At 68.2% G+C, this 25,148-nt stretch carries 23 protein-coding genes; 10 read left to right on the forward strand and 13 right to left on the reverse strand.

The window, feature by feature from the left end; translation table 11 throughout:
* Positions 1 to 54: 54 nt before the first annotated feature.
* The 7 genes from AB0O76_RS10855 (at position 55) to AB0O76_RS10885 (ending at position 6,171) form a co-directional block, all read left to right on the forward strand.
* Positions 55 to 369 (forward strand): hypothetical protein, encoded by a 315-nt coding sequence (locus tag AB0O76_RS10855; protein ID WP_365487722.1) that lies wholly within the window; start codon positions 55 to 57, stop codon positions 367 to 369.
* Entirely contained in the window at positions 366 to 1,631 is a 1,266-nt protein-coding gene (locus AB0O76_RS10860; RefSeq protein WP_365487725.1) for a putative T7SS-secreted protein, read from the forward strand. Before AB0O76_RS10855 ends, AB0O76_RS10860 begins: the two co-directional genes overlap by 4 nt.
* Complete coding sequence (locus AB0O76_RS10865; RefSeq protein ID WP_365487728.1) at positions 1,628 to 2,380, forward strand: hypothetical protein; 753 nt, start codon at positions 1,628 to 1,630, stop codon at positions 2,378 to 2,380. Before AB0O76_RS10860 ends, AB0O76_RS10865 begins: the two co-directional genes overlap by 4 nt.
* Positions 2,377 to 3,105, forward strand: coding sequence for a hypothetical protein (locus tag AB0O76_RS10870; protein ID WP_365487731.1), 729 nt, complete (start codon positions 2,377 to 2,379; stop codon positions 3,103 to 3,105). The genes AB0O76_RS10865 and AB0O76_RS10870 overlap by 4 nt, the downstream gene beginning before the upstream one ends.
* A gap of 368 nt (positions 3,106 to 3,473) precedes the next feature.
* Entirely contained in the window at positions 3,474 to 4,118 is a 645-nt protein-coding gene (locus AB0O76_RS10875) for a hypothetical protein (RefSeq protein WP_365487734.1), read from the forward strand.
* Positions 4,115 to 5,122, forward strand: a complete 1,008-nt coding sequence (locus tag AB0O76_RS10880) for a hypothetical protein (protein WP_365487737.1) — start codon at positions 4,115 to 4,117, stop codon at positions 5,120 to 5,122. The genes AB0O76_RS10875 and AB0O76_RS10880 overlap by 4 nt, the downstream gene beginning before the upstream one ends.
* 470 nt (positions 5,123 to 5,592) lie before the next feature.
* Positions 5,593 to 6,171 carry a hypothetical protein gene (locus AB0O76_RS10885; RefSeq protein ID WP_365487740.1) on the forward strand — a complete coding sequence of 193 codons (579 nt, stop codon included), beginning with the start codon at positions 5,593 to 5,595 and terminating at the stop codon, positions 6,169 to 6,171.
* A gap of 44 nt (positions 6,172 to 6,215) precedes the next feature.
* Here the strand turns inward: AB0O76_RS10885 and AB0O76_RS10890 are convergent, their stop codons facing one another.
* From AB0O76_RS10890 to AB0O76_RS10905, 4 genes are read right to left on the reverse strand one after another with little or no spacing between them, the layout of a single operon-like run.
* The gene (locus AB0O76_RS10890) at positions 6,216 to 6,794 is read right to left on the reverse strand and encodes a hypothetical protein (protein WP_365487743.1); all 579 of its coding nucleotides are present in this window, start codon (positions 6,792 to 6,794) and stop codon (positions 6,216 to 6,218) included.
* The gene (locus tag AB0O76_RS10895) at positions 6,791 to 7,459 is read right to left on the reverse strand and encodes a hypothetical protein (protein WP_365487745.1); all 669 of its coding nucleotides are present in this window, start codon (positions 7,457 to 7,459) and stop codon (positions 6,791 to 6,793) included. The genes AB0O76_RS10890 and AB0O76_RS10895 overlap by 4 nt, the downstream gene beginning before the upstream one ends.
* Before the next feature lie 41 nt (positions 7,460 to 7,500).
* The gene (locus tag AB0O76_RS10900) at positions 7,501 to 8,754 is read right to left on the reverse strand and encodes a putative T7SS-secreted protein (RefSeq protein WP_365487748.1); all 1,254 of its coding nucleotides are present in this window, start codon (positions 8,752 to 8,754) and stop codon (positions 7,501 to 7,503) included.
* Positions 8,751 to 9,062, reverse strand: a complete 312-nt coding sequence (locus tag AB0O76_RS10905; protein WP_365487751.1) for a hypothetical protein — start codon at positions 9,060 to 9,062, stop codon at positions 8,751 to 8,753. Before AB0O76_RS10905 ends, AB0O76_RS10900 begins: the two co-directional genes overlap by 4 nt.
* Before the next feature lie 157 nt (positions 9,063 to 9,219).
* On the opposite strand from AB0O76_RS10905, the gene AB0O76_RS10910 reads away from it, so the two are divergent.
* Positions 9,220 to 9,903 carry a hypothetical protein gene (locus AB0O76_RS10910; protein ID WP_365487754.1) on the forward strand — a complete coding sequence of 228 codons (684 nt, stop codon included), beginning with the start codon at positions 9,220 to 9,222 and terminating at the stop codon, positions 9,901 to 9,903.
* Positions 9,904 to 9,928: 25 nt separating this feature from the next.
* Here the strand turns inward: AB0O76_RS10910 and AB0O76_RS10915 are convergent, their stop codons facing one another.
* The gene (locus tag AB0O76_RS10915; protein ID WP_365487757.1) at positions 9,929 to 14,560 is read right to left on the reverse strand and encodes an FtsK/SpoIIIE domain-containing protein; all 4,632 of its coding nucleotides are present in this window, start codon (positions 14,558 to 14,560) and stop codon (positions 9,929 to 9,931) included.
* Positions 14,561 to 14,829: 269 nt separating this feature from the next.
* On the opposite strand from AB0O76_RS10915, the gene AB0O76_RS10920 reads away from it, so the two are divergent.
* A complete protein-coding gene (locus AB0O76_RS10920) occupies positions 14,830 to 15,129 on the forward strand; it encodes a WXG100 family type VII secretion target (protein ID WP_365487760.1) in 300 nt (99 codons plus the stop codon).
* Between the two features lie 90 nt (positions 15,130 to 15,219).
* Here the strand turns inward: AB0O76_RS10920 and AB0O76_RS10925 are convergent, their stop codons facing one another.
* The gene (locus AB0O76_RS10925; RefSeq protein WP_365488079.1) at positions 15,220 to 16,935 is read right to left on the reverse strand and encodes a serine/threonine-protein kinase; all 1,716 of its coding nucleotides are present in this window, start codon (positions 16,933 to 16,935) and stop codon (positions 15,220 to 15,222) included.
* 104 nt (positions 16,936 to 17,039) lie between these two features.
* On the reverse strand, positions 17,040 to 17,897 hold the full coding sequence (locus tag AB0O76_RS10930; protein WP_365488082.1) for a menaquinone biosynthesis protein: 858 nt from the start codon (positions 17,895 to 17,897) through the stop codon (positions 17,040 to 17,042).
* Between the two features lie 359 nt (positions 17,898 to 18,256).
* Between AB0O76_RS10930 and AB0O76_RS10935 the strand changes: the two genes are divergently transcribed.
* Complete coding sequence (locus AB0O76_RS10935; protein WP_006138897.1) at positions 18,257 to 18,460, forward strand: cold-shock protein; 204 nt, start codon at positions 18,257 to 18,259, stop codon at positions 18,458 to 18,460.
* Between the two features lie 288 nt (positions 18,461 to 18,748).
* On the opposite strand, the gene AB0O76_RS10940 is transcribed toward AB0O76_RS10935, so the two are convergent.
* Genes AB0O76_RS10940 through AB0O76_RS10965 form a run of 6 tightly spaced genes read right to left on the reverse strand, consistent with a single transcriptional unit; the run spans position 18,749 to position 25,091 of the window.
* Positions 18,749 to 19,534 (reverse strand): ABC transporter ATP-binding protein, encoded by a 786-nt coding sequence (locus AB0O76_RS10940; protein ID WP_365487765.1) that lies wholly within the window; start codon positions 19,532 to 19,534, stop codon positions 18,749 to 18,751.
* Entirely contained in the window at positions 19,534 to 20,475 is a 942-nt protein-coding gene (locus AB0O76_RS10945) for an ABC transporter ATP-binding protein (RefSeq protein WP_365487769.1), read from the reverse strand. Before AB0O76_RS10945 ends, AB0O76_RS10940 begins: the two co-directional genes overlap by 1 nt.
* A gap of 1 nt (position 20,476) precedes the next feature.
* Positions 20,477 to 21,322 (reverse strand): ABC transporter permease, encoded by an 846-nt coding sequence (locus AB0O76_RS10950; protein WP_365487772.1) that lies wholly within the window; start codon positions 21,320 to 21,322, stop codon positions 20,477 to 20,479.
* Positions 21,322 to 22,272, reverse strand: coding sequence for an ABC transporter permease (locus AB0O76_RS10955; protein ID WP_365487775.1), 951 nt, complete (start codon positions 22,270 to 22,272; stop codon positions 21,322 to 21,324). Before AB0O76_RS10955 ends, AB0O76_RS10950 begins: the two co-directional genes overlap by 1 nt.
* 12 nt (positions 22,273 to 22,284) lie before the next feature.
* Entirely contained in the window at positions 22,285 to 23,946 is a 1,662-nt protein-coding gene (locus tag AB0O76_RS10960) for an ABC transporter substrate-binding protein (RefSeq protein WP_365487778.1), read from the reverse strand.
* On the reverse strand, positions 23,943 to 25,091 hold the full coding sequence (locus AB0O76_RS10965) for a C45 family peptidase (protein WP_365487781.1): 1,149 nt from the start codon (positions 25,089 to 25,091) through the stop codon (positions 23,943 to 23,945). Before AB0O76_RS10965 ends, AB0O76_RS10960 begins: the two co-directional genes overlap by 4 nt.
* Positions 25,092 to 25,148: the final 57 nt, after the last annotated feature.

The raw sequence follows: 25,148 nt of genomic DNA on the forward strand, positions 1-25,148 counted from the left end.
CAAACAGGGCGTGATCCTCTGCCCGACCCGCCCGCCCCATAGTCCACTTGCCCCATGAGCGACCTCTACATCGACTACGCCATGCTGGAGCAGACCCAGCGCGACATCGGGAACATCTCCGACGTCATGAAGAAGCCCTGTCGCGAGATGGAGGAGGTCGACGGCGCGTCGATGGGGGTGCTCAGACTCGCCCGCCGCATGGACGACTTCGGCGACGAATGGTCGTACGGGATCAAGCAGTTGGCGAAGTTCTCCAAATCCGCGTCGAAGGCCCTCGGCAAGATCAAGAAGAGTTTCGAGGATCTCGACGATCAGATCGACACGGAGCTGCGCAAGAAGCCCGAGCCGACGCGGGGCGCCGCTGCGTGAGTGGTGACCAGCCGCCGTGGCTCCGCCCAGATCCCGCTGCCGACGCCCGCTTCCCCGCGATCGGCTACTGCCCCTGCCCCGGCGACCAGCGGACCGCCACCGACGTCGCCGGCATTGTGCGGCGCACCGCCAACGCCCTGCGCGACATAGCCCACGTACTGAACGGCACGGGCCGCGGTGACTGGAAGGGCAAGGCGGCGGAGGCCTTCCGCGAGCAGTTCCACGACAACTTCCGGCCCAAGGTGAACGACGCCCGCGACTCCTTCCGCCAGGCCGCGCAGGCCCTGGAGGACTGGGCGACGTACATGAAGGCGAAGCGGGAGTACGCCGAACAGCTGGAGGACGAGGCCCGGCGCGCCAAGGAGCGCGCGGGCGCCGCGCAGAAGGCCCTTGACGGGCTGCCTCCGAAACCGGGCGTGCTGGACCTCGCGAAGGACAAGTCCCATGAGGACAAGGCGAAACAGGAACGCCAGGAGGCGGACCGGAGCGAGAAGGAGAAGGCCGCGCACACGGCCAACGCCGAACTTGAGGAGATCCGGGGGCGGGCCGAGCGCCTGCGGTCGGCGTACACGGAAGAGGGGGAGGCGGTCGCTGGGCGGCTCAAGCACGCGATGGACATGGCGCCGAACGAGCCCGGGTTCTGGGACAAGGTCGGCAAGGCCATCGGGGACTTCGCGGAGGCGATCGACAAGCTCGACGACATGATCCTCGATGGGATCAAGGACTTCCTCAAGGAGTACTCCTGGGCCTTCGCGTTCATCGGGAACGTGGCGGGCTTCCTGAGCTCGGTCATCGGCCTCCTCTCACTCGCCTTCCCGGCCCTCGCGGGGCTGAGCCTGGCCCTCGCGGGTGTGGGGCTGCTTGCCCACTACCTCCAGGCAGTGGGCGAGACCGGCAGCTTCGGCAAGGCGCTGACCTCGCCGACGGTCCTGGTCGACGCGGCCGGACTGGCCTTCGGCGGCGGGGCGTTCGCCGCGATGAAGGGGCTCAAGGGCATGGGTGCGCCTGCGGCCGGACTCTTCAAGACTGTGCTGACACAGCCGGGCCGGGTCATGGGAGGCACCGAACTCGGCCTCAAGGGCGTGCAGTTCGTGGGCAACTGGGGTGTGAACTCGGTGGGCCTCGGACCGGGCGGTGCGGCACAGATCGGCATCGACGTGGGCAAGAAGGCCATCCCCGGGGACCAGACCAAGGGCCCCGGCAAGGATGTCTGGCCGGACGCGCTCAACCCGTGGGCACTCAAGGAGGCGGCGAACAAGTGACGAGCACGCCAGAAGCCACCGCGACAGCGACCGCGACCGGGGGCACAACAGCGGGATCCCTGCGTGAACTGCCCACCCCTCTGGGCGAGGTCAGTCTCTTCGCGCCGACGGACTGGTTCGACCTGCTCACCGACGGGCAGGACGACGAGGCGGCACAGGCACGTATCGAGCAGCTGGTGGCACAGGCCTACGCACACCGCGACCAGGGGATCCGGGACTCCATCGCCGACACCTTCGGCACGGCCCGCCGCCTCTTCCTCGACGACGGCATGATCAGCTGCGGCTTGATCGCGCTGCCGACCACGGAGGAGGACGGGCCGGTGACCTGGCAGATCTGCGCGGGAGTCATCGACGTGAGCCCGCTGGACCCCGACATCAACGCGGGCGAGGTGCTGTCCCGCCACTTCGGCGAACGCCTTGAGGGCAAACAGGTGTACGTGGAGTCCTTCCCCACGGAGATGGGCACGGGCTTCGGCCTGGTCTCCCAGCCCGGCATCACCCCTTCCGGCGAGGTGGACACGTTCCCCGAACTTCCGCCGCCCGGAGGGGCGCCGGTGAGCAGCCGGTACGCGGCGCAGCTGGGCATGTCGGCGGCGCTGTCCTGCCCGGTGGGGGGCGGGTCGGGTCTCCTGGTCGTGGGCAACTGCCTCGACCCGGAGCAGGTGGTTTCGCTGGCTGCGCTGGTGGCGCTGATCTGCGGGAAGTCGAAGGTGCGGCGGTACGAGGGTGAGGGCGAGGTCACCCGGTGAAGCCGCCGACGAACGCCGACTACGAGGACTTCGCGGCCTACGACCCGGCGGACAAACCCCGTGGCATCGACACCCGTCGCCCGCCGGCCTGGCTGGCGCGCCTGCTGCGCGGGACGCCTCCGGCCCCATTCCACACCGCTGTCGCGGTCGTCGCCTTCACCGTGGGCGCCATGATCTCCACGGTCATCAGCCAATGGCTCGTGCTCCCCGGCATCGCACTCGCCCTGGCCCTGCTCTGGTTCATCGCCATGCTGACGAACCAGCGACTGTGGCCGATGGCGTCCTTCATCTTCGCGACGGCCGCACTCGTCCTCCTCGGCCTGTTCCTCGTCCAGGACAAGGTCCTCGACGACCGGGGCCGGACGGTCGGGGGTGTCGTCGTCGACACTTCGCAGGAGGGCGACCGGACCTCCTGCCGGGTGCGGTTCGACGACGGCCGCGTCGCGGAGGGCCCGATGGGCGGTTGCCGGGGTACGGGCGTCGGCGAACGCATTCGCCTGTACGTGGACCCCGAGGGCGAGGTTGGCGCGAGCAACACCGCCCCCGATGTCGCGCTCTGGCTCACCCTTGCGGCAGCCGCGAACGTCGCGTTCACGGCATCGGTCACCTGGTCGGCGGCGATCGGCATCCGCCGCGAACGCGCCCGCTGGTCCTGGGAGTTGTCCCACACCCCCCTGCCCCACGCATCACCGCCACCGCCTCCGCCGCCACCCGGCCCCCGCTGACGGAGCGGGCTCAGCGGTTCAAGTCCATCACACCGACCTCAAGCCCTTCGTAGACCGGTCGAGGACCGGGGCAAGATCCACACCTGGACCGGCAGCCGCATCGATCCACTGCCACACACATCGGCGTACCCGATCTGCGCCTGCCCGCACTGCGCCGACCGATAGCACCGGCAAACACGCACCGCGCACCATGACCCCGGCAGCCCCAAGGCTGCCGGGGTTATACGCCGCCGTGCCGTTCGCGTCACGACACGATGACAATCCACCGAGATGCGGCGACTTGCCCGCAATCGGCCCTGGCGGGACCAGCAACCCCACAGATAACGTCGACCTGTTGGAGACACCCCTCGCCCCACCGGGAGCCGACTGTGAACCGCCGCACCATGCCCGTCACCACCGCACTCGCCGCAGCCGCGGCTCTTCTCCTGACAGGCTGCAGCAGTGACTCCGGCCCAGACGACAAGATTGAGGGAGCAGGGCAGGAGGAGAGTTCGAGCCCGCCGAGCCCCAAGGCATCCCCCACCGCCTCAGCCAAGGTCTCCGACTTCGACCTCCCTGATGACATCAAGGTCGAGATCGAGTCGGATGAGACGGGCAACAAGGCGAAGGATCAGATCCTCAAGGAGCAAGCCGAAGGGCTCATGGCTCGGCAACGGCTCTACGTGGACTTGGACCCCAATTCGCCCTATCTGACGCGCTATTACGCCGACGAGGCACGAGAGTTCTACGTCGCGGAGATCAAAAAGTCCAAGTCTGCAGGCCGCACCATCACCGGAACTTACCGGTATTACGACCGAAAGGTCGAGCAGAACACCGACGACCGCGCGATCGTCACCTATTGCGAGGACCGTTCCAAGGCGTTCGCCAAAGACATCAAGTCGGGCAAGACGCTGAAGGTAGAGCCAAGCCCAGAGGACTTCATCCGCAATACCGCAACGCTCAGGAAGACCGAGCACAACACTTGGCTGGTTCAATCCTTCCGCGGAGAAACCTCGGCGAAGGAGTGCCAGTGAATGGTTTGACTCGCACTGCGGCCGCATCAGGCATCGCAGCCCTGCTGACCTTTGGGTGCGCGGGAGTGGCGAGCGCCGGCGACGGTACCGGTAGCTCGGGAAAACCGCCTGGTGGTGACGGAGAGGGCTCGTCCGGCAGCGGTTCCATCGGAGCTCAAGTGCAGTATGAGACCAATTTCAAGGGCACCTCAGGGTCTGACTACATAGCCCCAAGCGAAGGGCCGTGGGAGCCGCCCTTGTGCTGGACTCAGCCCAAATTCACACCCAAGCAGTACAAGGAAGAGCAAAAAAAGACCGCCCCTATTGACCCCAACACAGGAAAAACCCTTCCCGGCTGGAACGACGGAAAGGAATTCCACGAGGGCGACAAGGGCGCCTGGTGGTATCGGACCTACGCCGTAGACCAGCTCAAGTCGGGGAACATCAAGCTCGGGGACATGGAGAAGTGCACCACCATCAAGGGCGTGCAATGGGTTGAGCAAGGAGACCCTCCCCAGAACGCCATCTCCCCCCTGGCGCTCGCAGGCCTCGCCTACGCCGAGACGAAGCTCCCCGCGCCTCCGGTCACACTTCGTCCTGCCGCCGACAACCAGATCGTGAACCTGGCTACGCGCGTAAAGTTCGACGCCCCCCTAGAGCGGGTCTGGGTCACGGCCAGCTTCAACCACCTCGGCGTCAACCTCGCCGCCACCACGGTCGCGACCCCTGTCGCCCTACGCGTGGATGCGGGAACGGACTTCGCCGACCCCAAGACCTGCGATTACGACCTCACCAAGTCCAAATCCGGCTACCAGGTGGACACTTCAAAGTCCGGCTGCAACATCGCCTACCGGAAATCCTCGGGCGATGGCTCCTATCCGCTGCAGGCTCAGATCACCTGGAAGGTGACCTGGACCAACTCCGCCGACCCTGACGGCCCTGTGCAGCAGCCGACGCTGCCTGATGGCTTGTCCACCTTCGAGCAGGACGTCACGGTCAAGGAAATCCAGTCCATCAACCGCTGAAGACACTCCGCGATCGGGTTCTGGCGTGGCTTGGCTTGGAAGCTGGTGCGGGGAGTTCGGCGATGACGGTGGCCCCCTCCTCCGTCATCGTCATCGCCTCATTCCCGGCGGCGCGGAAGGCTGCCGACCGGTACGGGCGAGAGGTGCGGTTCGCCCCCCCCTCGTCAGCCAGGCCGGGATCCGGATGTTCATCCACCAACATCTCGCTTCTCTATCGGCACTACGGCATGCACGCCACCTCAGGCACCCCGAGCCGTACCCCCGCGACAGAGTTTGCTCTGGCGAAACCGGCGGTCACCCCGATAGCGTCGGTTGACAGATCCCACCGCGCCGGACGCAACCACCGTCGCCCGCTGACGGCCTGCGGGGTAGCTCCAACTGGAGTGGGCACGACGAGAGATCGAAGCCAGGCGAACCACAAGCCCGGTGAAAGCGCCGCTGATCACCCTGGAAAAGGAGTAGAAAGCCACATGTCGGACGATCAAGATCGTGAACCCGGACCGTGGGAGTACAGGGCGCATAAGGGAATCATCAGGAAGATGATTCCCGGTGACGTCATCGCCGCGGTTCCGGCTGCCCTGGAGGCCGCCGAATCCGAGGGCCGGAGGCTGCAGTTCGACTTCCTCGACGACGATGCGGTCCTGAAGATGCTTCGCCTTCGCCATATCGATGACGTGCAGCTGCAAAACTCCGGATTGAAAGCCGGAATCCCCACAGCATTGATCCTCTCCGGGCTCTTCTTCTACTGGGGCGCCTACGTCCAGTACTGGGAGTCCGCCAGAAAACAGTCCCTCTTCTACGCAGGGGCTGGACTGGTCATCGCGTGCACCCTTGCGTTCTTCGCCGTCATGGCGATCCGGCAGTGGAGCAACCGCCCCCGCCAGAAAGTCCGGGCCAGGGCAGCCGCGTACCGGAAGATCGCGCACATCGCAGCAGAGAACGGCGGCGATGTGCCGGCCTTCTACCCCCACTACGGGCCGTACCCATTCGCCGCGAATTTCCATGCCGACGCCGCCGACCTCGACCTGCCGGAGAAGAACAGGTTCTGAGGCGCTCTGTGCTGCCCGCTCCGTTCAGGAGCGGGCGGGCACCGTCACATCACCCACCGCAGCGAGCCGGCCATGGCGTCGCACAGCTGCTCCATGGGGCCGGACATCCCTGTGAGTGGTGCCGAGAAGGAGAGCGTCAAGTAGCCTGTCCCGCCCGGCATATGGACATGGATGTCCAGACTCGTGATGCCCAGAACGCGCACAGCGGTACCCGCAGTGAGATCCACCACGGACACCTGTCGCCCGGCATCGCCTTCGGGCTCTCTCGCTTCGAGCCAAGTCGCGTACTCCTGCGGGTCGGCGGGCGACTCGCCCAGCGGCACCAAGGACACCAGCAGCGAGGCGGGCAGACCGCCGTTCTGCGAGGTCGTCAGAAGGAAGAACTCCATGGCGCCACGCGCCCGGCCGACCTCAGCAGTGTTGCGCAGGGTCGTCCATACGTTCCGTGCGAGGTCCGGGGAGGCGCTGCGCCCCTGCATCTGACGGTCCACGAAGGTCTTGAGCTGGCCGCGCCAGCGTTCTTGCGTCAGGTCGACGCGGAACCACTCGCGGGGGACCAGCAGGCGGTAGTCCTTGGGGGCCGCAGCGGGCGGCGAAGCTGCGACCTCTGGCGATTCGTTCACCCTGGCATCACCAGAGGCAGCCCGTGCTCGTCGAAGAACCGGACACTCTTCACGACGCCGGCGAACATGGCAGAGAAGGTGTCCCACCCTTCGGCGGTCGGTGTTCCCATCTCCAAGAGCAGCACGGTCTGGTTGCTCAATGGAATCTGGACCTGGATGAACGATGTCCAGATGGGCTCGTCCTTTCCCGACTCCGTGAGGCTGCCGTCCACGCTGGCCTGCCGGATGCCGATGCAGGTCACTGCCGGACCACAGGGCAGCTTCACCTCGTCCACCTGCCCCATCTCCAGGTGTCGCATCGTGGTTGCGATGAAGCCCGCCGGATTGGTCCCGGCCCGTTCGTCCAGGTCTACGAGGCTGACGTTCACCGTGGCCGTACAGCGAACGCCGTCGACCTCCGTCGTGACGAAACCGGCGTACTGAACTCCCGCCTCCATGAATTCGTCATAGTTCGCCCCGCACATGGCAGCCCACTCGTACTGCACTTCCTCGCTGCCCCCCGGCAGCGCTCGCTGGGCCAACTCCACGAGTTTGTCGATTAGTTCGTCCAGGTCATCCGCCTCGAAGGGGAGCTCGAGAAACCCTTCAGGCATGATCCAACGAACTTCTATACCGTCGCCTCCTGTGAGGCTACGCCGACTGTCTTCGATGGTGTCGGTAGTCAACTGTGGAACCTACTCTCGGTCGGCATGCCGCCAAACACGACCTAAGCCGCCAAGGCCGCGTTGAACGGTTTCGGCGAAGCGTTGGGGGTGGAGGTGGGGGAAGGTTGAGGAGAGGGAGCGGGAGTGGGCGTGGGCGTGGTGGATTGGGCCGGCTTTGGCTCCTGGTATCCGGTCCTCTCGCCGTTCTCCCCGTGCGCCATCCGATTCAGGGCACTCGCGAGACCTGCCCCCTTCATGACCGCCGTGAGCTTCAAGCCTTCGATGGCGCCCTTCCCGAACCGCGCGCGGGTACCGTTGATGATCGTGACGCCAAGGCCGTTCATGAACTTGTACCCGACGCCTTCGGCAGCGGCTCCCCCGCTGAACCTGAAGGCCTTGAGCTTCGACAGGCCCTTGAGGCCTTTAAGCCCTTTAAGCGCCGTGAACCCCCTAAGAGCACCAAATCCAGGCATCACTCCCAGCACGTCGGCGCCCAGCTTCAGCCAGTTGACCTTTCCGCCACGCGCCGTCATGTCGTACGCGTGCCCGGCCAGCGCCCCAGCGCTGCTGATCACCGCGAGTGCCGTGAAGATGGGAACGAGGAACTGCAATGGAGGAACAAATGCACAGATAACCGCCAGAACAGACAGTACGGCAGAAATGTTCGATAGCGCATCGGCCCAGTCCGCAAGGAAGTTGAGGAAGCCCCCGGGGTCCCGGACGTCGTCATGATGCACGACATCCCTGATATGCCGAGCGGCCTTGTCGCCCGCGTCGTCATATATCTCCCTGGCCTCCTTCACCAGTTTCCGGGAGCCGCCGATGCGAAGCAGCGCGTCGGCCTTCTTCTCCTTCCAGCGCTCGTAATCCTCCTTCTCCCCTGCGGGAACGTTGTGGGTGGGGTACTTCTTGTCGTACTTCTCCACCTCGCGCTCCGCCAGGTCAAAGTCACCCTTGGCTTCGCGATAGTCAGCCAGCGCCTTGTCCGCCTTGCGCTGCGCTCTGCGCATTTCGCCGGCGAACTCGTTCGACTCGCCTTCCCGCACTTGCTCACCAAGAGCCTTGGCGGCCTCGTCGTAGCGCTCGAAGGACTTCTTCAGCTTGTCCCCGGTGCCGCCCGCCATGTCATGGAAGGCCCGCCCCGCCTCGCTGTCCCAACCCTCCACGGAACCAAGGGCCTTGATGACGCGGGACTGCCCGTCGATCATCTTGGCCATCTTGCGCAGCTTGCGCCCCAGCTCCGCCACCTCCTCGGGATCTCCCGGGGTGGGGTCGTCGTGCCAGAGGGGTGGCCAGTCGCTGTCCGTCCTGCTCACTTCTTGCCCTTGCCTTCCGCCTTGGCGCCGCGGATCGCCTCGGCCAGCTTGTGGTCGATCTTCTCGTACTCCTTGGCGGCGATCGAGGTGAACTCGGCCAGCTTCTCAAGCTCCTTCATGAGCTTCTTCCTGGTCTTCTTCCATGTGTCCCCGAAGTCCGAGAAGGCGTCTTTCAGGCCGCCATGGCCCACGGCGCTGCCGTATTCGTCGGCAGGGTTGCCGTTGCGCTCGAACTCGTTGTGGATCTTTCCCATATCTCGCGACGCCTGCTTGATAAGGGCGATATCCGCCTTCTGATGATCCGCCACGGGACCCCTCCCCGTTCGCTTCCCTGACCATATTGCTCGTACATCTGGAGACAATGGGGCGGAAAATGACCGCCGTCCGCCCTCTTCACAGCACCCTGTACCGGATAGCCTAACGAAACACCAAGCCATTCTGCGACGCACATGAGGAGTGCCTGACGTGACATCCAGGGACGAACAACGCGTAATCGCCGACCGGCTGGGCATTCAGGCCGAAGCCGCGGAGTGGTGCACGGTCGGCAAGATTCCCACGCCGCCCGCCGACGTGTTCCAGGCGGCCGGGTCCCCGCGGCTCCGGCCGGGGCGGATGCACCCCCTGGAGATGGTCTTCGAGGTGCTCGCCGCTCCGTTCAAGTTGATCTTTTGGCTGGCGGAGCTCGTGACGGAAGCGAGGGAGGCAGTCCTGCGCACTCTCGACCCAGGGAGCGAGAAGGAGCGGTTGCGGGGGAAGAAGGCCGAAGCCCAGCGGCATGAGGCCTTCATCGTCGAGCAGGGGCTCGACCGCGTCTTCGACGGGAACTGGCAAGGTGCGGCAGGGCAGTTCCTACTGCACTGGTACACCCACTCCACCGACGACCAGCGTCTCGTGCTCATCACCCAGGACGGCATCGTCCTCGCTGCACCACCTGTGCGTGCCGTCCTGTCCCGGGAGAAGCACACGGAGGTCGTCGCCCGGCTCGCCGCCGAGGAGGCCGGCCTGGTCGACCCGTTCAACTGGGAGTTCGAGACTCGGATGCTGCTCCTGCGCTTCCGCGACGGCTCGTGGCTGCGGATCGACACGGAGGACACCCACAGCGACCTGCACAAGTACCTGCTCCGCCAGCCCCTGCCCGAAGACAACTGACGCCTCCCCCACCAGTTCATCTCCTCTACACCGGCATAGGCGTAGTAACCGTCCGCGTCTCCCCGTCCCCAAGGTGCAGCAGACCGCTGCCCGGCGAGATCGGCCCACCGACCGTGCTGCGCGTCGTGCGAATGCCGATCAGGTCACCCGCGGAACTGTCCTGCGGAGACAGCAGGATGCCGCGCCGCGCCTTCTTCGCGTCGACCTGCCAGCCGGAGAAGCCGCCGCAGATCTCTTCCTCGTCACCGGCGATGACGACGGCGAGTCCCTCCTCGCCGCCCCGCTGGACGATGCGCTTGAGCACGTCCTCCGCGTCGCAGTCGTCCAGCGCCTCCGCGTCGTCGACGAGCACCACGATCGGCTCCTCTCGCGTCGCCGGTTCCAGAACCTCCTTGAGGTCGTCCTCTTCGATGTCATCCTCCGTGAACACCTTCAAGACGCCCTCGCGGCCCTCCAGTTCACGTAGAGGCGACTGGCGCGGCGCCGCGATCACCAGGCGTACGCCCTGGCCCAGGTAGGAACGGGCGAAGTTCATCAGGACCGTGCTGCGGCCGGACTTGGCGGGACCGCCGATGACGAAGGTGGGCATGCCCTGACTCAAGTCCGTGCCGAATCCTGTCAGTTCGTCGCCGCCGACGCCCACCAGGGCCCACAGCGGGGACGTCGGAACGGACGTGTCCCGCAGCCGCCAGGCGTCGTCGAAGGAGATGCGGGAGGGCAGTACGTCGACCCTGAACGGCCTGCGGGCGCGCGGGACTTCGGCATCCCGCTCGGCCGCCGCCTCACCGATGGCGGTGAGGGCCGCCGCCTGTCCCTGGCCCGTGACGTCTTCGCTCAGCAGCGCGAACTGGGTCTCGGTCGCGGTTCCGTTCTGGAAGGCGCGGCCGGGGGCGATCTCCTCGGGCAGCTTGCGCGCGTTGATGTCCAGCATCGAGAAGTCCGCACGGTCGGAGAGCCTCAGGGCGTACTTGTCCTCGGTGAGAGAGGAGATGCGGCCCGAGAGGACCTGCCGGTCACCCGTCATGATCAGGTGGATGCCGACGCTCGCGCCCTCCCGCATCATGGCCATGAGCTCGTCCGTCAGCACACCGTGGTCGTACTCGCCGAGGCCGGGAAGCCAGCCCTCCCAGCGGTCGAGAAGGATCACCAGGTGCGGCAGTCGATCGTCCTCGGGTACGGCGGCCCGCTGTTCCGCGATATCCGCGAAACCCTTCTCCGCGAACACGTCCTGGCGGCGCGTGAGTTCGCCGCTCAGCCGGTTGATGAGGCGGATGGCCCGCTCCGTCTGCGCGCGGCTGACGACCGCGCCGCAGTGCGGCAGCCGGGACAGGGCGTTGAGCGCGCCGTTGCCGCAGTCGATGCCGTACAGGTGCACGTCGGCCGTGGAGTGCGTGCGGGCCAGCGAGCCCGCAATGGTCCGCAGTACCTGGGAGCGTCCGCTGCGGGGCGCACCGCCGATGAGGAGGTGGCCGAAGGTGGCGAAGTCCACCGCCACCGGGATGCGCGCCTGCTCGGAGGGCAGATCCGCGATGCCGTACGGGGCCGGGGGAAGCGCCCCCGCGCCCTGCGCGGCCGGGATCTCGTCGAGGAGCAGGGTGTCGCCGAGCGCGGGCAGCCAGGGGCTGTGCTGAGCCGGGATGCGCATGCTGTCGTTGGCGTCGCGTACGGCGTCGACAAGGACCTTGAGGTCGGTGATCTCCTCGTCCTCGCGGGACTCGCCCTTGGGCTTCACGAGCGCGGGCCTGCCGAGGTCCTGCCACTGCAGCGGGCTCGACCAGGGGGCGAGGGCCTGCGGGTCGGCGGCCCCGGGCCTGCGGCCACCGACACGGCCCGACTGGAAGGGGATCAGGGAGGCGTGTCCGAGACGGACATACGCGCGTCCCGGCGTGCTCTTCGCGATGTGCCCGGCCTCGGGAGAGTCGATGACATCGCTGGACTCGCCGCCGTCGGTCACGCGCAGCGCGATGCGCAGGTTGGTGTTGGCCCGGATCTCGGGCGAGACGACACCGCTGGGCCGCTGCGTGGCGAGCAGCAGGTGAATGCCGAGGGACCGGCCTCGCTGAGCGATGTTGACCAGTCCTGCGACGAAGTCCGGCAGGTCCCGGACCATGGACGCGAACTCGTCGATGACGATGAGGAGTCGGGGTACCGGCGCGTGCGACGGGTCGCGGCGTACGAGGTCCTGGTAGTCCTCGATGTCCTTGGCGTCGGCCGCGGCCAGGATGTGCTCGCGCCGCTTGAGTTCGGCGCCCAGCGACTCGAGGGCGCGCTCGACGAGGTGCGCGTCGAGGTCGGTGACCATGCCGACCGTGTGCGGCAGCTTCACACAGTCCTTGAACGCCGAGCCGCCCTTGTAGTCGATCAGTACGAAGGTCATGGACTCCGGAGTGTTGGCCACCGCGAGCGCGGCCACGATCGTCTGGAGCAGCTCCGACTTACCGGATCCGGTGGTGCCCGCGATCAATCCGTGCGGTCCGTCCCGCCGCAGGTCGATGCCGAACGGGCCGTCGTACGACTCTCCGATGACCGCCATCGTCGACTGACCGCCCATGCGCCAGCGCGCCGTGATCGCGTCGCCGGTCGGCGGCTCCAGCTGGAGGACGTCGAGCAGACGGCTGGACGCGGGCAGTGCCGAGTCCTCGGTCTCGCCGCTGATGTCCCGCAGCGGGGAGAGGGAGCGGGCGAGCCGGGCGCACCAGGCGGGCGCGACGAAGTCCGGCCGTACGCCACTGATGACCGGGGCGCCGGTCTGGTGGACGCGCAGCCGCAGGCCCGAGCTGTGATCGACGTCGGCCGCAGCGGACCCGGCGTGATCCCAGGCGCTGAAGGAAGGGAACCCACCAGGCGGGGCCTCGGGCGCCGCACTCGCGGGCCGCCTGCCTCTGAGCCGATCGGAGGTGGTCCTCGTACCCTTCCCGGCGCCCGTCTCCGTCCCCTCGGCCTCAACCGGACGCGGCTCGGCCACAACGACGGCCTGGCACTCGCCGGGCAGGAACCGCTCCTCGGCGTCGATGCAGAGCGAGAACATCGAGACCGTGGGACCTTCGCGGAGGAGCCGCACCACACCGGGCATCGACCGCAGCCGCCTCGATCCGTCCCACAAGATGACCATGTCGGGGTCGCCGAACGAGGTGGCGTCCCGCTGGCCGCCTTCCTTCGCGGCCTTCTGGCGGGCGTCGAGGATCTGCGTCAGCTCACCGATGCGGGCTCCCACGGTCTCGGAGTCGACGCCGATCAGGACATTGGCGTGGTCGCCGCCGGGGCGGGAATGGGGCAGCCAGCGCACCCAGTCCCAGCTCTCCTGCGCCGAGTTCTCCGTGAGGACGTAGAACAGCACGTCCATCGGGCTGTGCAGCGTCGCGGTCTGGGCGACGGCCCAGCGTCCCAGGGACCGTGCCGTGTCGTCGGGACCGGCGATGCCCACCACCCCGAGCTCCCGCAGCGGCAGGGCCACCGGGACGTCCTCGATCTTCCAGGTGACCTGGCGCCGGTGTTCGTCCTGCTCCGGGTCATCGAGCACGACCTCGGACGGCAGCCGGCCGGTGCCGAGGCGCAGCAGCAGATGGTCGGCGTCGGCGCGCCTGCGCTCCCACAGCCGGCTCCGGGGGCCGGTGGCCAGAGCGAGCACGAGCGCGGGGTCCGGAATGGCCTTGATCCGGTCGAGACGCTCGGTGACGAGGGCGTCTCGCGCGTCCTGCTCGATGCGCGCCTTCTGCTCCTTGTACTCCTTCACCTGCTTCGCATGCGACTGCCGGCCGTGCTTCTTGTCCATGAAGTAGTTGCCGAAGAGCATGATCGGGCTCAGGGCAGCAATGATCAGGAACTGCCAGCGCCCGAAGACCCAGGCGGAGACGACGGCGCCGACCAGCGGCATGAAGGCCATGAGCCACGGCAGCGGCCGGGCCTCGAACTCCCGCGGCGACTGGGGCAGCCGGAACGTGGTCTGCCGCTCGGAGGGTCGCAGCCGCGGCGGTCGGTTGTAGTCGAGTCCGGTGCCGTCCTCGGACCACTTGAGCGCGGCGTCCGGCGGCGTGTAGCGGTGGAGTTCGAGCAGCGTGTTGCCGACGGCCAGCTGCCCGCCCACCGGCCATTCGTCACCGTCGAGCTCTTCACCGTCGAGAGTTACACCCTCTTTGTCCCCATGTATGGCGACCTGGCATATCCCGTTCACGTTCACCGACAACGCGACGGCTCGGTCCGCGAGTTCGGGGTCGTCGATGCGTACGTACGACGCCGCGCCCTTGCCGATCTCGTAGCGCCCGACCCCGAGCCGGTGCACGGCCCCGGCGGCGGGCCCGCTCGCGACGCGCAGCTCAACCAGGCCGGCCGGCTCTCCGGGGAGGCACCCCGCGGGGTCATGCAGACTGACGACGGCCCCCTCGCGCAGGGGGGACCCGCCCACCGTCGCATGGGGGTCGACCGCGTACCCGTCGACGAAGACGGCAGGGGGGCCGCCGTTCGGCAGCCCGGTCCCGCCGATCCCGGCGCGTCCGTCGCCGATGGGAATGACCTGCGCCTGCGACCCTTCATCGACATACCCGACATGTCGGCCCAACTCGCGCGCGATGTCCCCGACAACGGACTCGGGGTCGACATCGAGCACCACATCAGAGCTCATGCCCCTCATGGGATCGACGACGGTCAGGTTCAGGCGCACGAACGTCCTCCTCATCAGACCGAGGCCCGCCCCGGCCGGAGCACGGACCACTGCCCATGGTGTCAGCGCACCCTACCCACCCCGCACTTCCCATCCGCAACCACCTTGTGCACGACCCCACAGAGCCCTCGCTCCCCAGAGGGCTGTGCGCCCCCCGCCCGTCCCCCGTAAGCTTCTGTGCCACGCTGACGATCGGATCTTCCGCATCAGCGAACACGGGAGCCACGGGGGTTGGCCCTGCGGCAAGTCGGAAAAGGGAGTGTGCGCCAATGGCCAAGAAGGACACCGATCTCACATACGCCGAGATGGACAAGGAAGCCGGCAAGCTTCTGAAGGACATGGACGACTTCCACCGCGAACTCGACGCGATCGACAGCCGCATCGACCTCCTGGTGGAGAACGGCTACACCACCCAGAAGGGCTCCGCGGCCTTCGAGAAGTCCTTCAAGGAGTTCACCAAGGGCGCGAAGAAGACCCTTGAGGGCCTCCAGGGCATGTCCGAGTTCATCACCAAGGCCCGCAAGGCCTACGAGGACCTGGACCAGGAGCTCGCCAACTCGAACAAGTAACAAGCCAGGCATCTGGCGGCAGTTCAAGGGGACGGCCCGGATCAGCGAGACTTGAGCCGGGCCGTCTCCTTATGCCAGATACGCCGGGGGTCACTCCACCCGCGACATCCGAGCCTCCGGGTTCCCGGACTCGGCGTTCTCCGAGAGATAGCGCAAGTCGTCGCCCACCGGCCGCAGTCGCACCGTGTGCGCGTTCTTCGTGCACTGGGCCGCACTCTTCGCCTGCCCCTTGCCTTGAGCGACGATCTCCTTCGCCGACACGGACTTCAGGACGAGGTCCACGGCGCAGGTGCCGCCCAGTTGGTCGGTCTGGGTCATGACCGCGAAGCGTTCGCCGACCTTGCCCTGCTCGACCTTGAGCCTGAACGTGCCCATCGGGACAGCACCGTTGGCCGCGACTGCCTGGCCTTCCCAGGTGCCGCGGTAGGAGGCGGGGACCTTGCCGCCGCCCTGGTCCGCGCCGTCGCCGGGCTGCTGGCTCGCGGTCGCGTTCGGGGGCCGCTTGCCCGCGTCGCTCGATTCCCCGCCGTCCCCGGGGAGCAGTCCCAGTACGAAGACGGAGCCGACCGTCACCGCGGCGAGCGCGCCCGCGACGCCGAGTACGAGGGTGCAACTGACCTTGCGGCCCTTGCCGTCGAGGCCGCTGGGCGCCGAGGTCGCGGCCACCGAGACGCTGACCCGGCCGGGAGGTCCCGACGGGGCTGACGTCTGTGTGGGGACATACGCCTCGGGGACGGGTGCGTACGACGCGTCCGGCGGGCCGAACGAGCCGCTGCCCTGCGGCACTTCACGTCCCGTGACCCGCGCATCGGAAGACCCTCCCGCCGAGCCCACCGTCGACGGCGGCCCGCCCACCATCGAATTGCCGAACGGCACGGGCCCCGAAGGCTGTTCCGCGATGCCCGTCCCGTCCGTGTCCAGGTCGAGGATCCGCACCGCGCTCCGGCTGACCCGCTCCACCAGCGGTCCCGGCAGCCACCCCGCCGCCACCAGACCGTCCGCACCCGAGGGCGCCAGGCGCCGCGCGATCTCCGCGGGAGCCGGCCGCGCGGCCGCGTCCTTGGCCAGGCACTCCAGCGCGAGGTCGCGCAACTCACCGTCGAGGCCGTCCAGTTCCGGCTCTTCGTGTACGACCTTGTAGAGGAGGGAAGCGGACGAGTCGCCGGGGAACGGTGACGCCCCTGTCGCCGCGTACACAAGCACCGCGCCCAGCGAGAAGACGTCCGCAGCCCCGGCGACCCCCTTGCCGAGGATCTGCTCCGGCGACATATAGCCGGGCGAACCGATGGAGACACCGGTCGAGGTGAGTGAGGCCGTGCCGTCCGTCGCCCGTGCGATACCGAAGTCGATCAAGCGCGGGCCGTCCATCGTGAGCAGCACGTTCGACGGCTTCACATCGCGGTGGACAAGGCCGAGTCCGTGTACGTGCGTCAGCGCCTCGGCCAGGCCCGCCACCAGGACTCGTACCGAATGGGCGGGAAGTGGAGCGAGATCGCGCACCGCTTCCGCCAGCGAAGGCCCCGCCGCGTACCCCGTGGCCACCCACGGGACGGCCGCCTCCGGATCGGCGTCGAGGACCGGCGCCGTCCAGTCGCCGCCGACCCGCCGGGCCGCGTCCACCTCGCGCCGGAAGCGGGCGCGGAACTCCTCGTCGAGCGCGAAGTGCGGATGGACGACCTTCACCGCGACCGTACGGCCGCCCGTGCTGCGCCCCAGATAGACCCGGCCCATGCCGCCCGAGCCGAGCCGGCCGAGCAGCCGGTAGGGCCCGATGACGGTCGGTTCGCCGGGATCGAGCGGGTGCATGACGAAGGCCTCCCCCAGACGGTGCCGCGCGGCCGCGGCCACTGGGACCGCGGGCATTGTCTGCAGCTCAGCGTAGTCCGCTCGGCTGCGGCCACGCAGTTGTCCTACTGGGGCTCCAGCAGCTCCACCCGTACATCCGCGGGGAAGCCCGTCGTCTCCCCCACCCGGCGCGCGAACTCCGCGACGCCCTTCAACTGGTCGCTGCCGAACCGGAAGTCCAGCGTCGTGAAGTACTGCTCGAGCACCCCCGCGTCGAAGGCCTCCCAGCGCGCCGCCTGCTCGGAGACCTTGCCGACCTCCTCCAGCGAGAGATCACGCGAGGCCAGGAACGCCTTGTGCACCTCGCGCACCACGGCGGGCTCGCGCTCCGCGTACTCGCGCCGCGCCGCCCAGACCGCGAAGACGAACGGCAGACCCGTCCAGTCCTTCCACATCTGGCCCAGGTCGTAGACGTCGAGGCCGAGCCGCGGCCCGTCGATCAGGTTCGCCCGCAGCGCCGCGTCCCCGATCAGCACGGCGGCGTCCGCCTCCTGCATCATCAGGCCGAGGTCGGGCGGACACGTGTAGTAATCGGGACGTACGCCGTAACGCTCGGCGAGCAGCAGCTGCGCCAGGCGCACCGAGGTGCGTGACGTCGAGCCGAGCGCGACCCGGGCGCCGCCCAGCCGGTCGAGGGGCACCTGCGAGACGATCACGCAGGACATGACGGGGCCGTCGCAGCCGACCGCGAGATCGGGGAAGGCGACCAGGTCGTCGGCGTTGCGGAGGAACTCGACGAGCGTCACCGGCGCGATGTCGAGCTCACCCCGCACCAGCTGCTCGCTGAGCTTTTCCGGGGTGTCCTTCGTCAGCTCGAAGTCGAGGAGCGTTCCGGTGCGCGCGAGTCCCCAGTAGAGGGGCAGGCAGTTCAGGAACTGGATGTGACCGACGCGCGGCCGGGGCGTGCGGCGGGGGCTGGGCAGCTGATCGGCGCCCGCCCCCGCGAGGGTGTCAACGGGAGAATTGTCCACATCGGGGAGGCTAGCCCCCTTGCTGTACCGTGCAGTGAGCGGGGCTGAAATGCGCCCTTGTCAACCCCTTCGGACCTGGTCCGTCAACCCCTCTGGGGGGTCCGTCAAACATCCGGGTGACGTGATCTTGCCCCCTATTGCTTTCGGCTGCCTGCGTGCTAAGCTCGCCGCAAGTTGCAGTTTGGTTTCCCTTGCAGTACAGAGCCTGCGGAGCATGTGACCCGCGGGCTCTCGTCGTTTTCAGACTTATGCAGTTGTTTCAACAATCGCAGGTTCTGGAGCAGGGCAACCCTTTGGCCCAAGGAGGGCTTATGGCTACCGGAACCGTGAAGTGGTTCAACGCCGAAAAGGGCTTTGGATTCATCGCCCAGGAAGGCGGAGGCCCCGACGTCTTCGTCCACTACTCCGCGATCAACGCGAACGGCTTCCGCTCCCTTGAGGAGAACCAGGCCGTGAGCTTCGACGTCACGCAGGGCCCGAAGGGTCCGCAGGCGGAGAACGTCACCCCCATGTAGTGGGGCGCCCCATTCGCGTGGGGCGTGTGACAGTTCCGGTGACTTGATCCGGACATGGATAGCAGTACCCAAGGGGCCCTGCCCTCACCTTTACGGTGAGGCGCGGGGCCCCTGCCTTTTTCTGGCGGGGGCGCCTTTGCTGGCGTGGGCGCCTTGAGCGGTGGGGGTGCTTTTCTTTCTGCGGGTGCGTTGTGGTTGCTCGCGCAGTTCCCCGCGCCCCTTACGGGGCGTTGCTCGCGCCCACGCGGCGGAGCCGCAAATGTCACAGCCCCGCGCCCCTTTGGGGCGCTATCCCGTCCTCGGGGTCCAGCCCTCGTGGGGGACCGCGGCGAGCAGCAGGGTTGTGTACGGGTCCTCTGGTGTTGTCAGGACTTGGGTTGTCCTGCCCTGTTCCACCACCTTGCCCCTGCGCATCACCAGGACCTCGTCCGTGATGTGCTGGACCACCGCCAAGTCGTGGCTCACGAAGACCAGGGCCACGCCCGTGTCCCGGCGGATTTCGGCCAGCAGTTGGAGGATCTGGGCCTGGATCGATACGTCCAGTGCTGCCACCGCCTCGTCCAGGACCAGGACCTGCGGGTCCACCGCCAGGGCTCGCGCTATGGCCAGGCGTTGGCGTTGGCCGCCGGAGAGTTCGCGGGGGCGGGCGTCGGCCTCGCGTGGGCCCAGGCCCACCTGGTCCAGGAGCGCTGACGCCAGGGACTCGTCCCTGCCGTGCAGGGTGAGTGCCGTACGGAGGCACTGGGTCGAGGTGAGGCGGGGGTCCAGGGAGAGGTAGGGGTCCTGGAAGACCATCTGGATCTCTCTGGCCCTGGCCAGGCGCGCGGTTCGCTTTCGTGGCGTACGGGATGCGCGGGGGCGGCCCGCGATGGACACCGTGCCGGTGTCCTGCCGGGCAAGGCCCACCAGCATGCGGGCGACCGTCGTCTTGCCCGAGCCGGATTCGCCGACGATTCCTATGGAGCCGCCGGGAGGCAGGGTGAACGTCACGTTCTCGGCGGCCTGGTGGCGGCCGCCGCCCGGCAGGGGGTAGCTCTTGCTGAGGCCGGAGACTTCCAGCAGGTCTGACGGCATCAGGCGTTCACCTTTCGCTGAACAGAGACGGGGCAGGCCGCTGTCCCCCCGTCCGGGAGCCTCAGTCGCTCCGGAGTCCATGTTTCGCAGCCCGGTTCCGCGTCCTCGCAGCGGGAGACGAAGGGGCAGCCCTCGAACGTGTCCGAGAGGGACGGGGGGCGGCCGGGGATGGGGCGGAGGGTGTGGTGCGTTTCGCCCAGGGTCGGGGAGCAGGAGAGCAGGCCTCGGGTGTACGGGTGCGCCGGGGACTTGAACAGGGCCTCGGCCGAACGCTCTTCGACGACCCGGCCCGCGTACATCACGTACACCCGGTCGCAGTACGCGGCCGCCAGGTGGAGGTCGTGGGTGATGAAGAGGAGGCCCAGGTCGCGGGTCGCGCGCAGCTCGCGGAGGAGGGCGAGGATTTCCGCCTGAGTCGTGACGTCAAGCGCGCTCGTCGCCTCGTCCGCCAGGAGCAGGCTCGGTTCCGCCGCCAGCGCGCCCGCGATGACCACGCGTTGCAGCATGCCGCCGGAGAGTTCGTGCGGGCGCTGGCGTACGCGGCGGGAAGGGTCCGAAAGGCCTACCGCGTCCAGGAGTTCGACCGCCTGTTCGCGGCTCGCGCCCCGCTCCACCAGGAAGTCGCCGATCCTGCGTACGGGGTTCAGCGCGGCCCGCGGGTCCTGGTGGACCATCGCGACCGTCCGCGCGCGGTGGGTGCGCAGGGCCTCGCCGGTGAGGGCGAGGACTTCCGTGCCGTTCACGCGGACCGAGCCCGACGTCACCGCGTCGGCCGGCAGCAGGCCCACCGCCGCCTTCGCCGTGGTCGACTTGCCCGAGCCCGACTCGCCGACCAGGCCGACGACTTCACCGGGCGAGACGGACAGAGACACGGTGTCCAGGAGGGGGCGTGCGGCGGCCGGGACCCGCAGGGTCAGGTCTTCGATTTCGAGCAGTGTCATTTCACTGCCTCCCTAGCCGGTCGGCGGCCCAGACCCCGACCACGTTGAAGGACACGACGACCAGCGCGATGGCCGTGCCGGGGACGAGTGCGGGGAGGAGGGCTCCCTGGACGACCGCCGCCTGGCCCTCCTGCACCATCAAGCCCCAGTCGGAGGACGGGGGTTGGGATCCGAAGCCCAGGTAGGAGAGGGTCGCCAGTGACATCAGCGCCTCGCCGAAGAGGACGACCAGGTAGCCGAGGATCGCTCGGCCCAGGTTCGGGACGATGTGCGCGACGCAGATCCTCGCCCCGCCCATGCCCTGCACCCGGTAGGCGTCGACGTACGGCTTGCGTGCTTCCGAAAGGGCAAGGGAGCGTACGTACTTGGCGATCGTCGGAGTGAAGGCGAGGCCCAGGGCCAGGACCGACGTCGTCATGCCCGCGCCGAACACCGCGATGATCAGGACCGTGAACAGCAGGCCGGGGAACGCGTACATCACGTCCGTGATCCGTGAGACCAGTGCGTCCACCCATCCCCCGCGCCAGGCCGCGAGCACGCCGAGCGTGACGCCGAGTACGGCGGCCACGGCGAGGAGCAGGATCGGGGCGATCAGGCTCGTGCGAGTGCCGTACAGGGCGCGGGAGAGGAGGTCCTGGCCCGAGGAGTCGGTGCCCAGGAGGTGGTCCCCCGAGGTGCCGACCAGCGACGCCGAGAGGTCGATGGCGTCCGGGGCGTAGGGGGCGAGGAGCGGTGCGAACACCGCCGCGAGGACCACGAGGGCGAGCAGACCGGCGGCCACCATCACTCCGACGGGGCGCCTGCGACGTACGACCAAGGGCGTGAGCCCCACAACAGCAGAAGCCATCAGGCCCTCGCCTCCTTGACGCGCGGGTCGAGCAGCGGATGGACGACGTCCACCAGCGTCGTCACCACGATGTAGCCGGTGACCATGAGCAGCAGAACCGCCTGCGCCACCGGGAAGTCATGCGTGTTGATCGCGCCCACCAGGAGCGAGCCGATGCCGCTGATGCCGAAGGCCGTCTCCACGACCACTGTCCCCGCGAGTATTCCGGCCATGACGAGACCGCACATGGTGATGATCGGGCCGAGCGCGTTGCGCAGGACGTGGCGGCGGATGATGTCCCGCTCCGGCATCCCTGACGCCCGTGCCGCCTCCACGTGGTCCGATGCCGCCGCGTCCGCCATCGCCTGCCGGGTGACCCGGCTGATGATGGCGAGCGCGCCGAGCGCCAACGACAGGGCGGGCAGCGTCAGATGGTGGAGCGTTCCGGTGAAGCCCTCGCCCGATCCCGTGACAGGGAACCAGCCGAGTTGCACGCCGAAGAGCGAGACGAGCGCGATCGCCGCCACGAAGGACGGGACCGAGGCCGCGAGTGTCGTGCCGCCGACCACCGCCGAGTCGATCCACGTCGAGCGCTTGACGGCGGCCAGGATTCCGGCGCCCACGCCGAGGACCACGAACAATACCGTTGCGTAGGCGACCAGTTGGAGCGTGGTCGGGAAGCGGGCTGTGATCAGGTCGGCGACCTGGTCGCTGTACTTGAAGGACCGGCCCAGGTCGAAGTGGACGCAGTCCCACAGCCAGCGGCCGTACTGGACGACCAGCGGCTCGTCCAGGTGGTACTGCGAGCGGACCTGCGCGAGCCGCTCGGGTGTCAGCTTGTCGCGGCCGCCCGCGAGGAACACCGCGGGATCACCGGGTGCCGCGTACACGGCGGCGAAGATGACGAACGACGCGGCGAAGAGCGTGGCGACAAGACCGGCCAGGCGCCGCAGCAGTCGAGAGGCGAGCATGGCGCTCCTCACCTAGCCCTTCTTGGCGCTCTTGGCGCCGAGTCCGGCCGCCCACGGGTAGTAGAGGTAGGCCTGTGAGGCGGGCGGTCCCGTCAGCTTGTCGCTGATGACGAGCGTCGACGGCACCTGCGCGACGGGGATCCAGACACCCGCGTCCACGAACCTCTTCTGTACGTCGATGGCGAGCTCGGCCCGCTTGGCGTCGTCCAGCGTGCTGAGCGCCTCGCGCACCTTCTTGTCGTACGTGGCGTCCTTGAAGCCGACCCAGTTGTTGGCGGAGTCGGAGAGGCCGTTGTCGTAGAAGCCCATGGGGTCGGCCTTGGAGATGTACCAGTCGCCGACCAGGACGTCGATGTCCCCGCGCGGGGCCGGATCGCTGTAGAACTCCTCGAACTGGGCGGTCGGGACGGTCTTGATCTGCCCCTTGAGCCCGATGCGCTGGAGCGCGGAGCGCACCGCGTTCGCGACGACCGTGCGGCCCTGGCTGCTGTCCGTGCCGATCACGATGGGGTCGTTCGGCGCGCCTGCCTTCTTCACAAGTTCCTTGGCCTCGGCCAGGTCGTCGGCGGAAGGCGTGGCGGGTGCCGATGCCTCCAACTCCTTCTGTGCGGCGGCGAATTCGGGCTTCTCGTAGCCCCAGGCGCCTGAACCGACCGGAGTGGCCCACGGCTGCACGAGTCCGCCGTAGCCCGACTTGGCGATGCCCGACCGGTCGAGCGCGAGGGACAGCGCCTGCCGGATCTGCGGGTCCTTCAGGCCGCCTCGCGCGGTCGGGATGAGGACGAGGGACGCGGTGGAGGGGCCGTAGTGCTGGTCGAGGCCCTTGGTGGAGCGCAGGGCGGAGGCGGTGTTCGGGGATTCCGCGTACGTTCCGTCGGCGGCGCCCGTCTTCAGCGCGTTGACAAGCGCGCTGTCGGAGGCCCAGCGGAAGACGACCTGCCGGGTCAGCGGCTCGTCGCCCCAGTACTTGCCGTAGCGCTCGATGGTGATGGAGTCGCCGGACTTCCAGCCCTTCAGGGCGTACGGTCCGCTGCACGCGTCGCCCTGCCCCGGCGTGCCGAAGTCCCTTCCGGCGGCGGCCACTTGCTCCTTGTTCCAGACGATGCCCGCGTCACCGGCGAGCGCCTTGGTGAAGAGCGCGTCGGGGGCCTTGAAGCGGACGGTGATCTCGCGATCGCCCGTCTTCTTCATGGACTTGACGTTGCCGAACTCGTCGGCCTGTTCCATGTCCGGGTCCGCGTGCCGCTTCAGCGACCAGAGCACGTCGTCGGCGGTGAGCTGCGAGCCGTCGTGGAAGGTGACACCGTCCCGGACGGTCAGGACGAGGGTCCTGTCGTCGGGGGTGGCGGCCTTCTCGGCGAGGAAGGGCTTCGTCGTCATGTCGGGCTGCAACTGATACAGCCGCTCGCAGACGTTGGTGAGGACGACGCGGCCCGCGCTCGATCCCTGGGTGTCGAGGTCGAGCGAGTCCGGCTCGTCCTCCAGGAGCCAATTGGCCTTGTCCAGCTGCCCCTTGGCGGCCGTGGTGGTCGCGCTCAGCTTCAGCTTCGCCGCGTCGGCGGGCTTCCCGCCGGTGGCGGCGGTGTCGGCGCCGCTGCAGGCCGCGGCGGTGAGGAGGGTGGCCGCGGTGAGGCCCGCGACCAGGGGCCTGCTGATGGTCCGGGTCGTCGTCATCTGCTGTCTCCGTACGGGCCGTCGTAGAGGTTCCAGGGCATGTGCTGGTAGTCGCGGTCACAGGGGGTGCCTGCGGTGACGTGGTAGTCGCCGCTGGTCAGGTCCACGCAGGAGGAGACGAGCGTGGTCCAGTGCTTGACCTCGGGCCTGCGCCGGTCGGGGTGCGTGCACAGCGACTCGGGGTAACCGAGGTGGTCGGACATGGCCTGCTTGATCAGCTTCCGGGACTCGTCGGGTCCTGTGGAGGAGCGCAGGGCCTTCAGGCCGAGCTCGGCGCGCGGGACGCGGACGAGTGAATCGGACGACATGGGGCGGTAGTTGGCGGCGATCGCGGCCGGGACGCCCGCCTGGTAGTGGTTGCCGTGCACGAGCAGCCCGCCCGTCGGATACATCCAGCCGTGCCCGACGGGTGTCGTCTCCAGGTCGACGGCGAAGCCCTCGCGGCAGGTGAGCAGGGCGTTGGACGCGATGTGGGCGCGGGTGCGGCAGAGCACTTCGAGGGCGTCGGTGATGGTGTGCTGGTCAAGGACACTGCGGCGTACGACGGTCTGAGGGAGCCCGATGGCGTCGCTGAAGCGGCCGCCGAGGCCGTTCGCGTTGAGCGCGATGCCCGCCGAGTTGGCGCCCTGGCGGCCGATCTGGCCCGCCTCGACCTGCATGATCAGGGTCGGGCGCGGGGGCTGGACGATACGCAGCATGACGACGGTGTCGGCGACCCCGGCCCGCCAGTCCCAGTTCTGCCCGGCCCAGACGTGACCGTCCCCGCTGGCTTCCCCGTACGCGGCGAAGGAGGTGCAGCCCTCGGCGGGCTCCTCGTCGGCCTGTGTTTGCGCCTCCATATCCGCGAACGAACGGTCGTAGATGACCTCGCCGCGGGCGTTGAGGGCGAGGATGTCGGGGAGGTCGACTCCTGCGCCATCGGCGATGCCGCGCATCTCCTCCACGAGGTGGGGCGCGTAGTCGCGGACCGGCTGGAGCCAGCGGGCGGCGCGGGTGGCGACCTGGTTCCAGGTCAGGCCCGACGACTGGCCGAACGCCTCCTCGTAGTAGGCGAGCGCGGCGTGCAGCTGCGGGCGGACGGCTTCGCCGTACTGGTGGCCGCGTTCGATCGGGGTGCCGGATATCTCGATGAGGGGCAGTGCCATTGTTCTCCTCGCGGCAGAGAGCTGCTGTAACGTTCGTTACGAGCAGCTCTCCTTTTG

The organism is Streptomyces sp. NPDC086554, assembly GCF_040686095.1.
Lineage (GTDB): Bacteria > Actinomycetota > Actinomycetes > Streptomycetales > Streptomycetaceae > Streptomyces.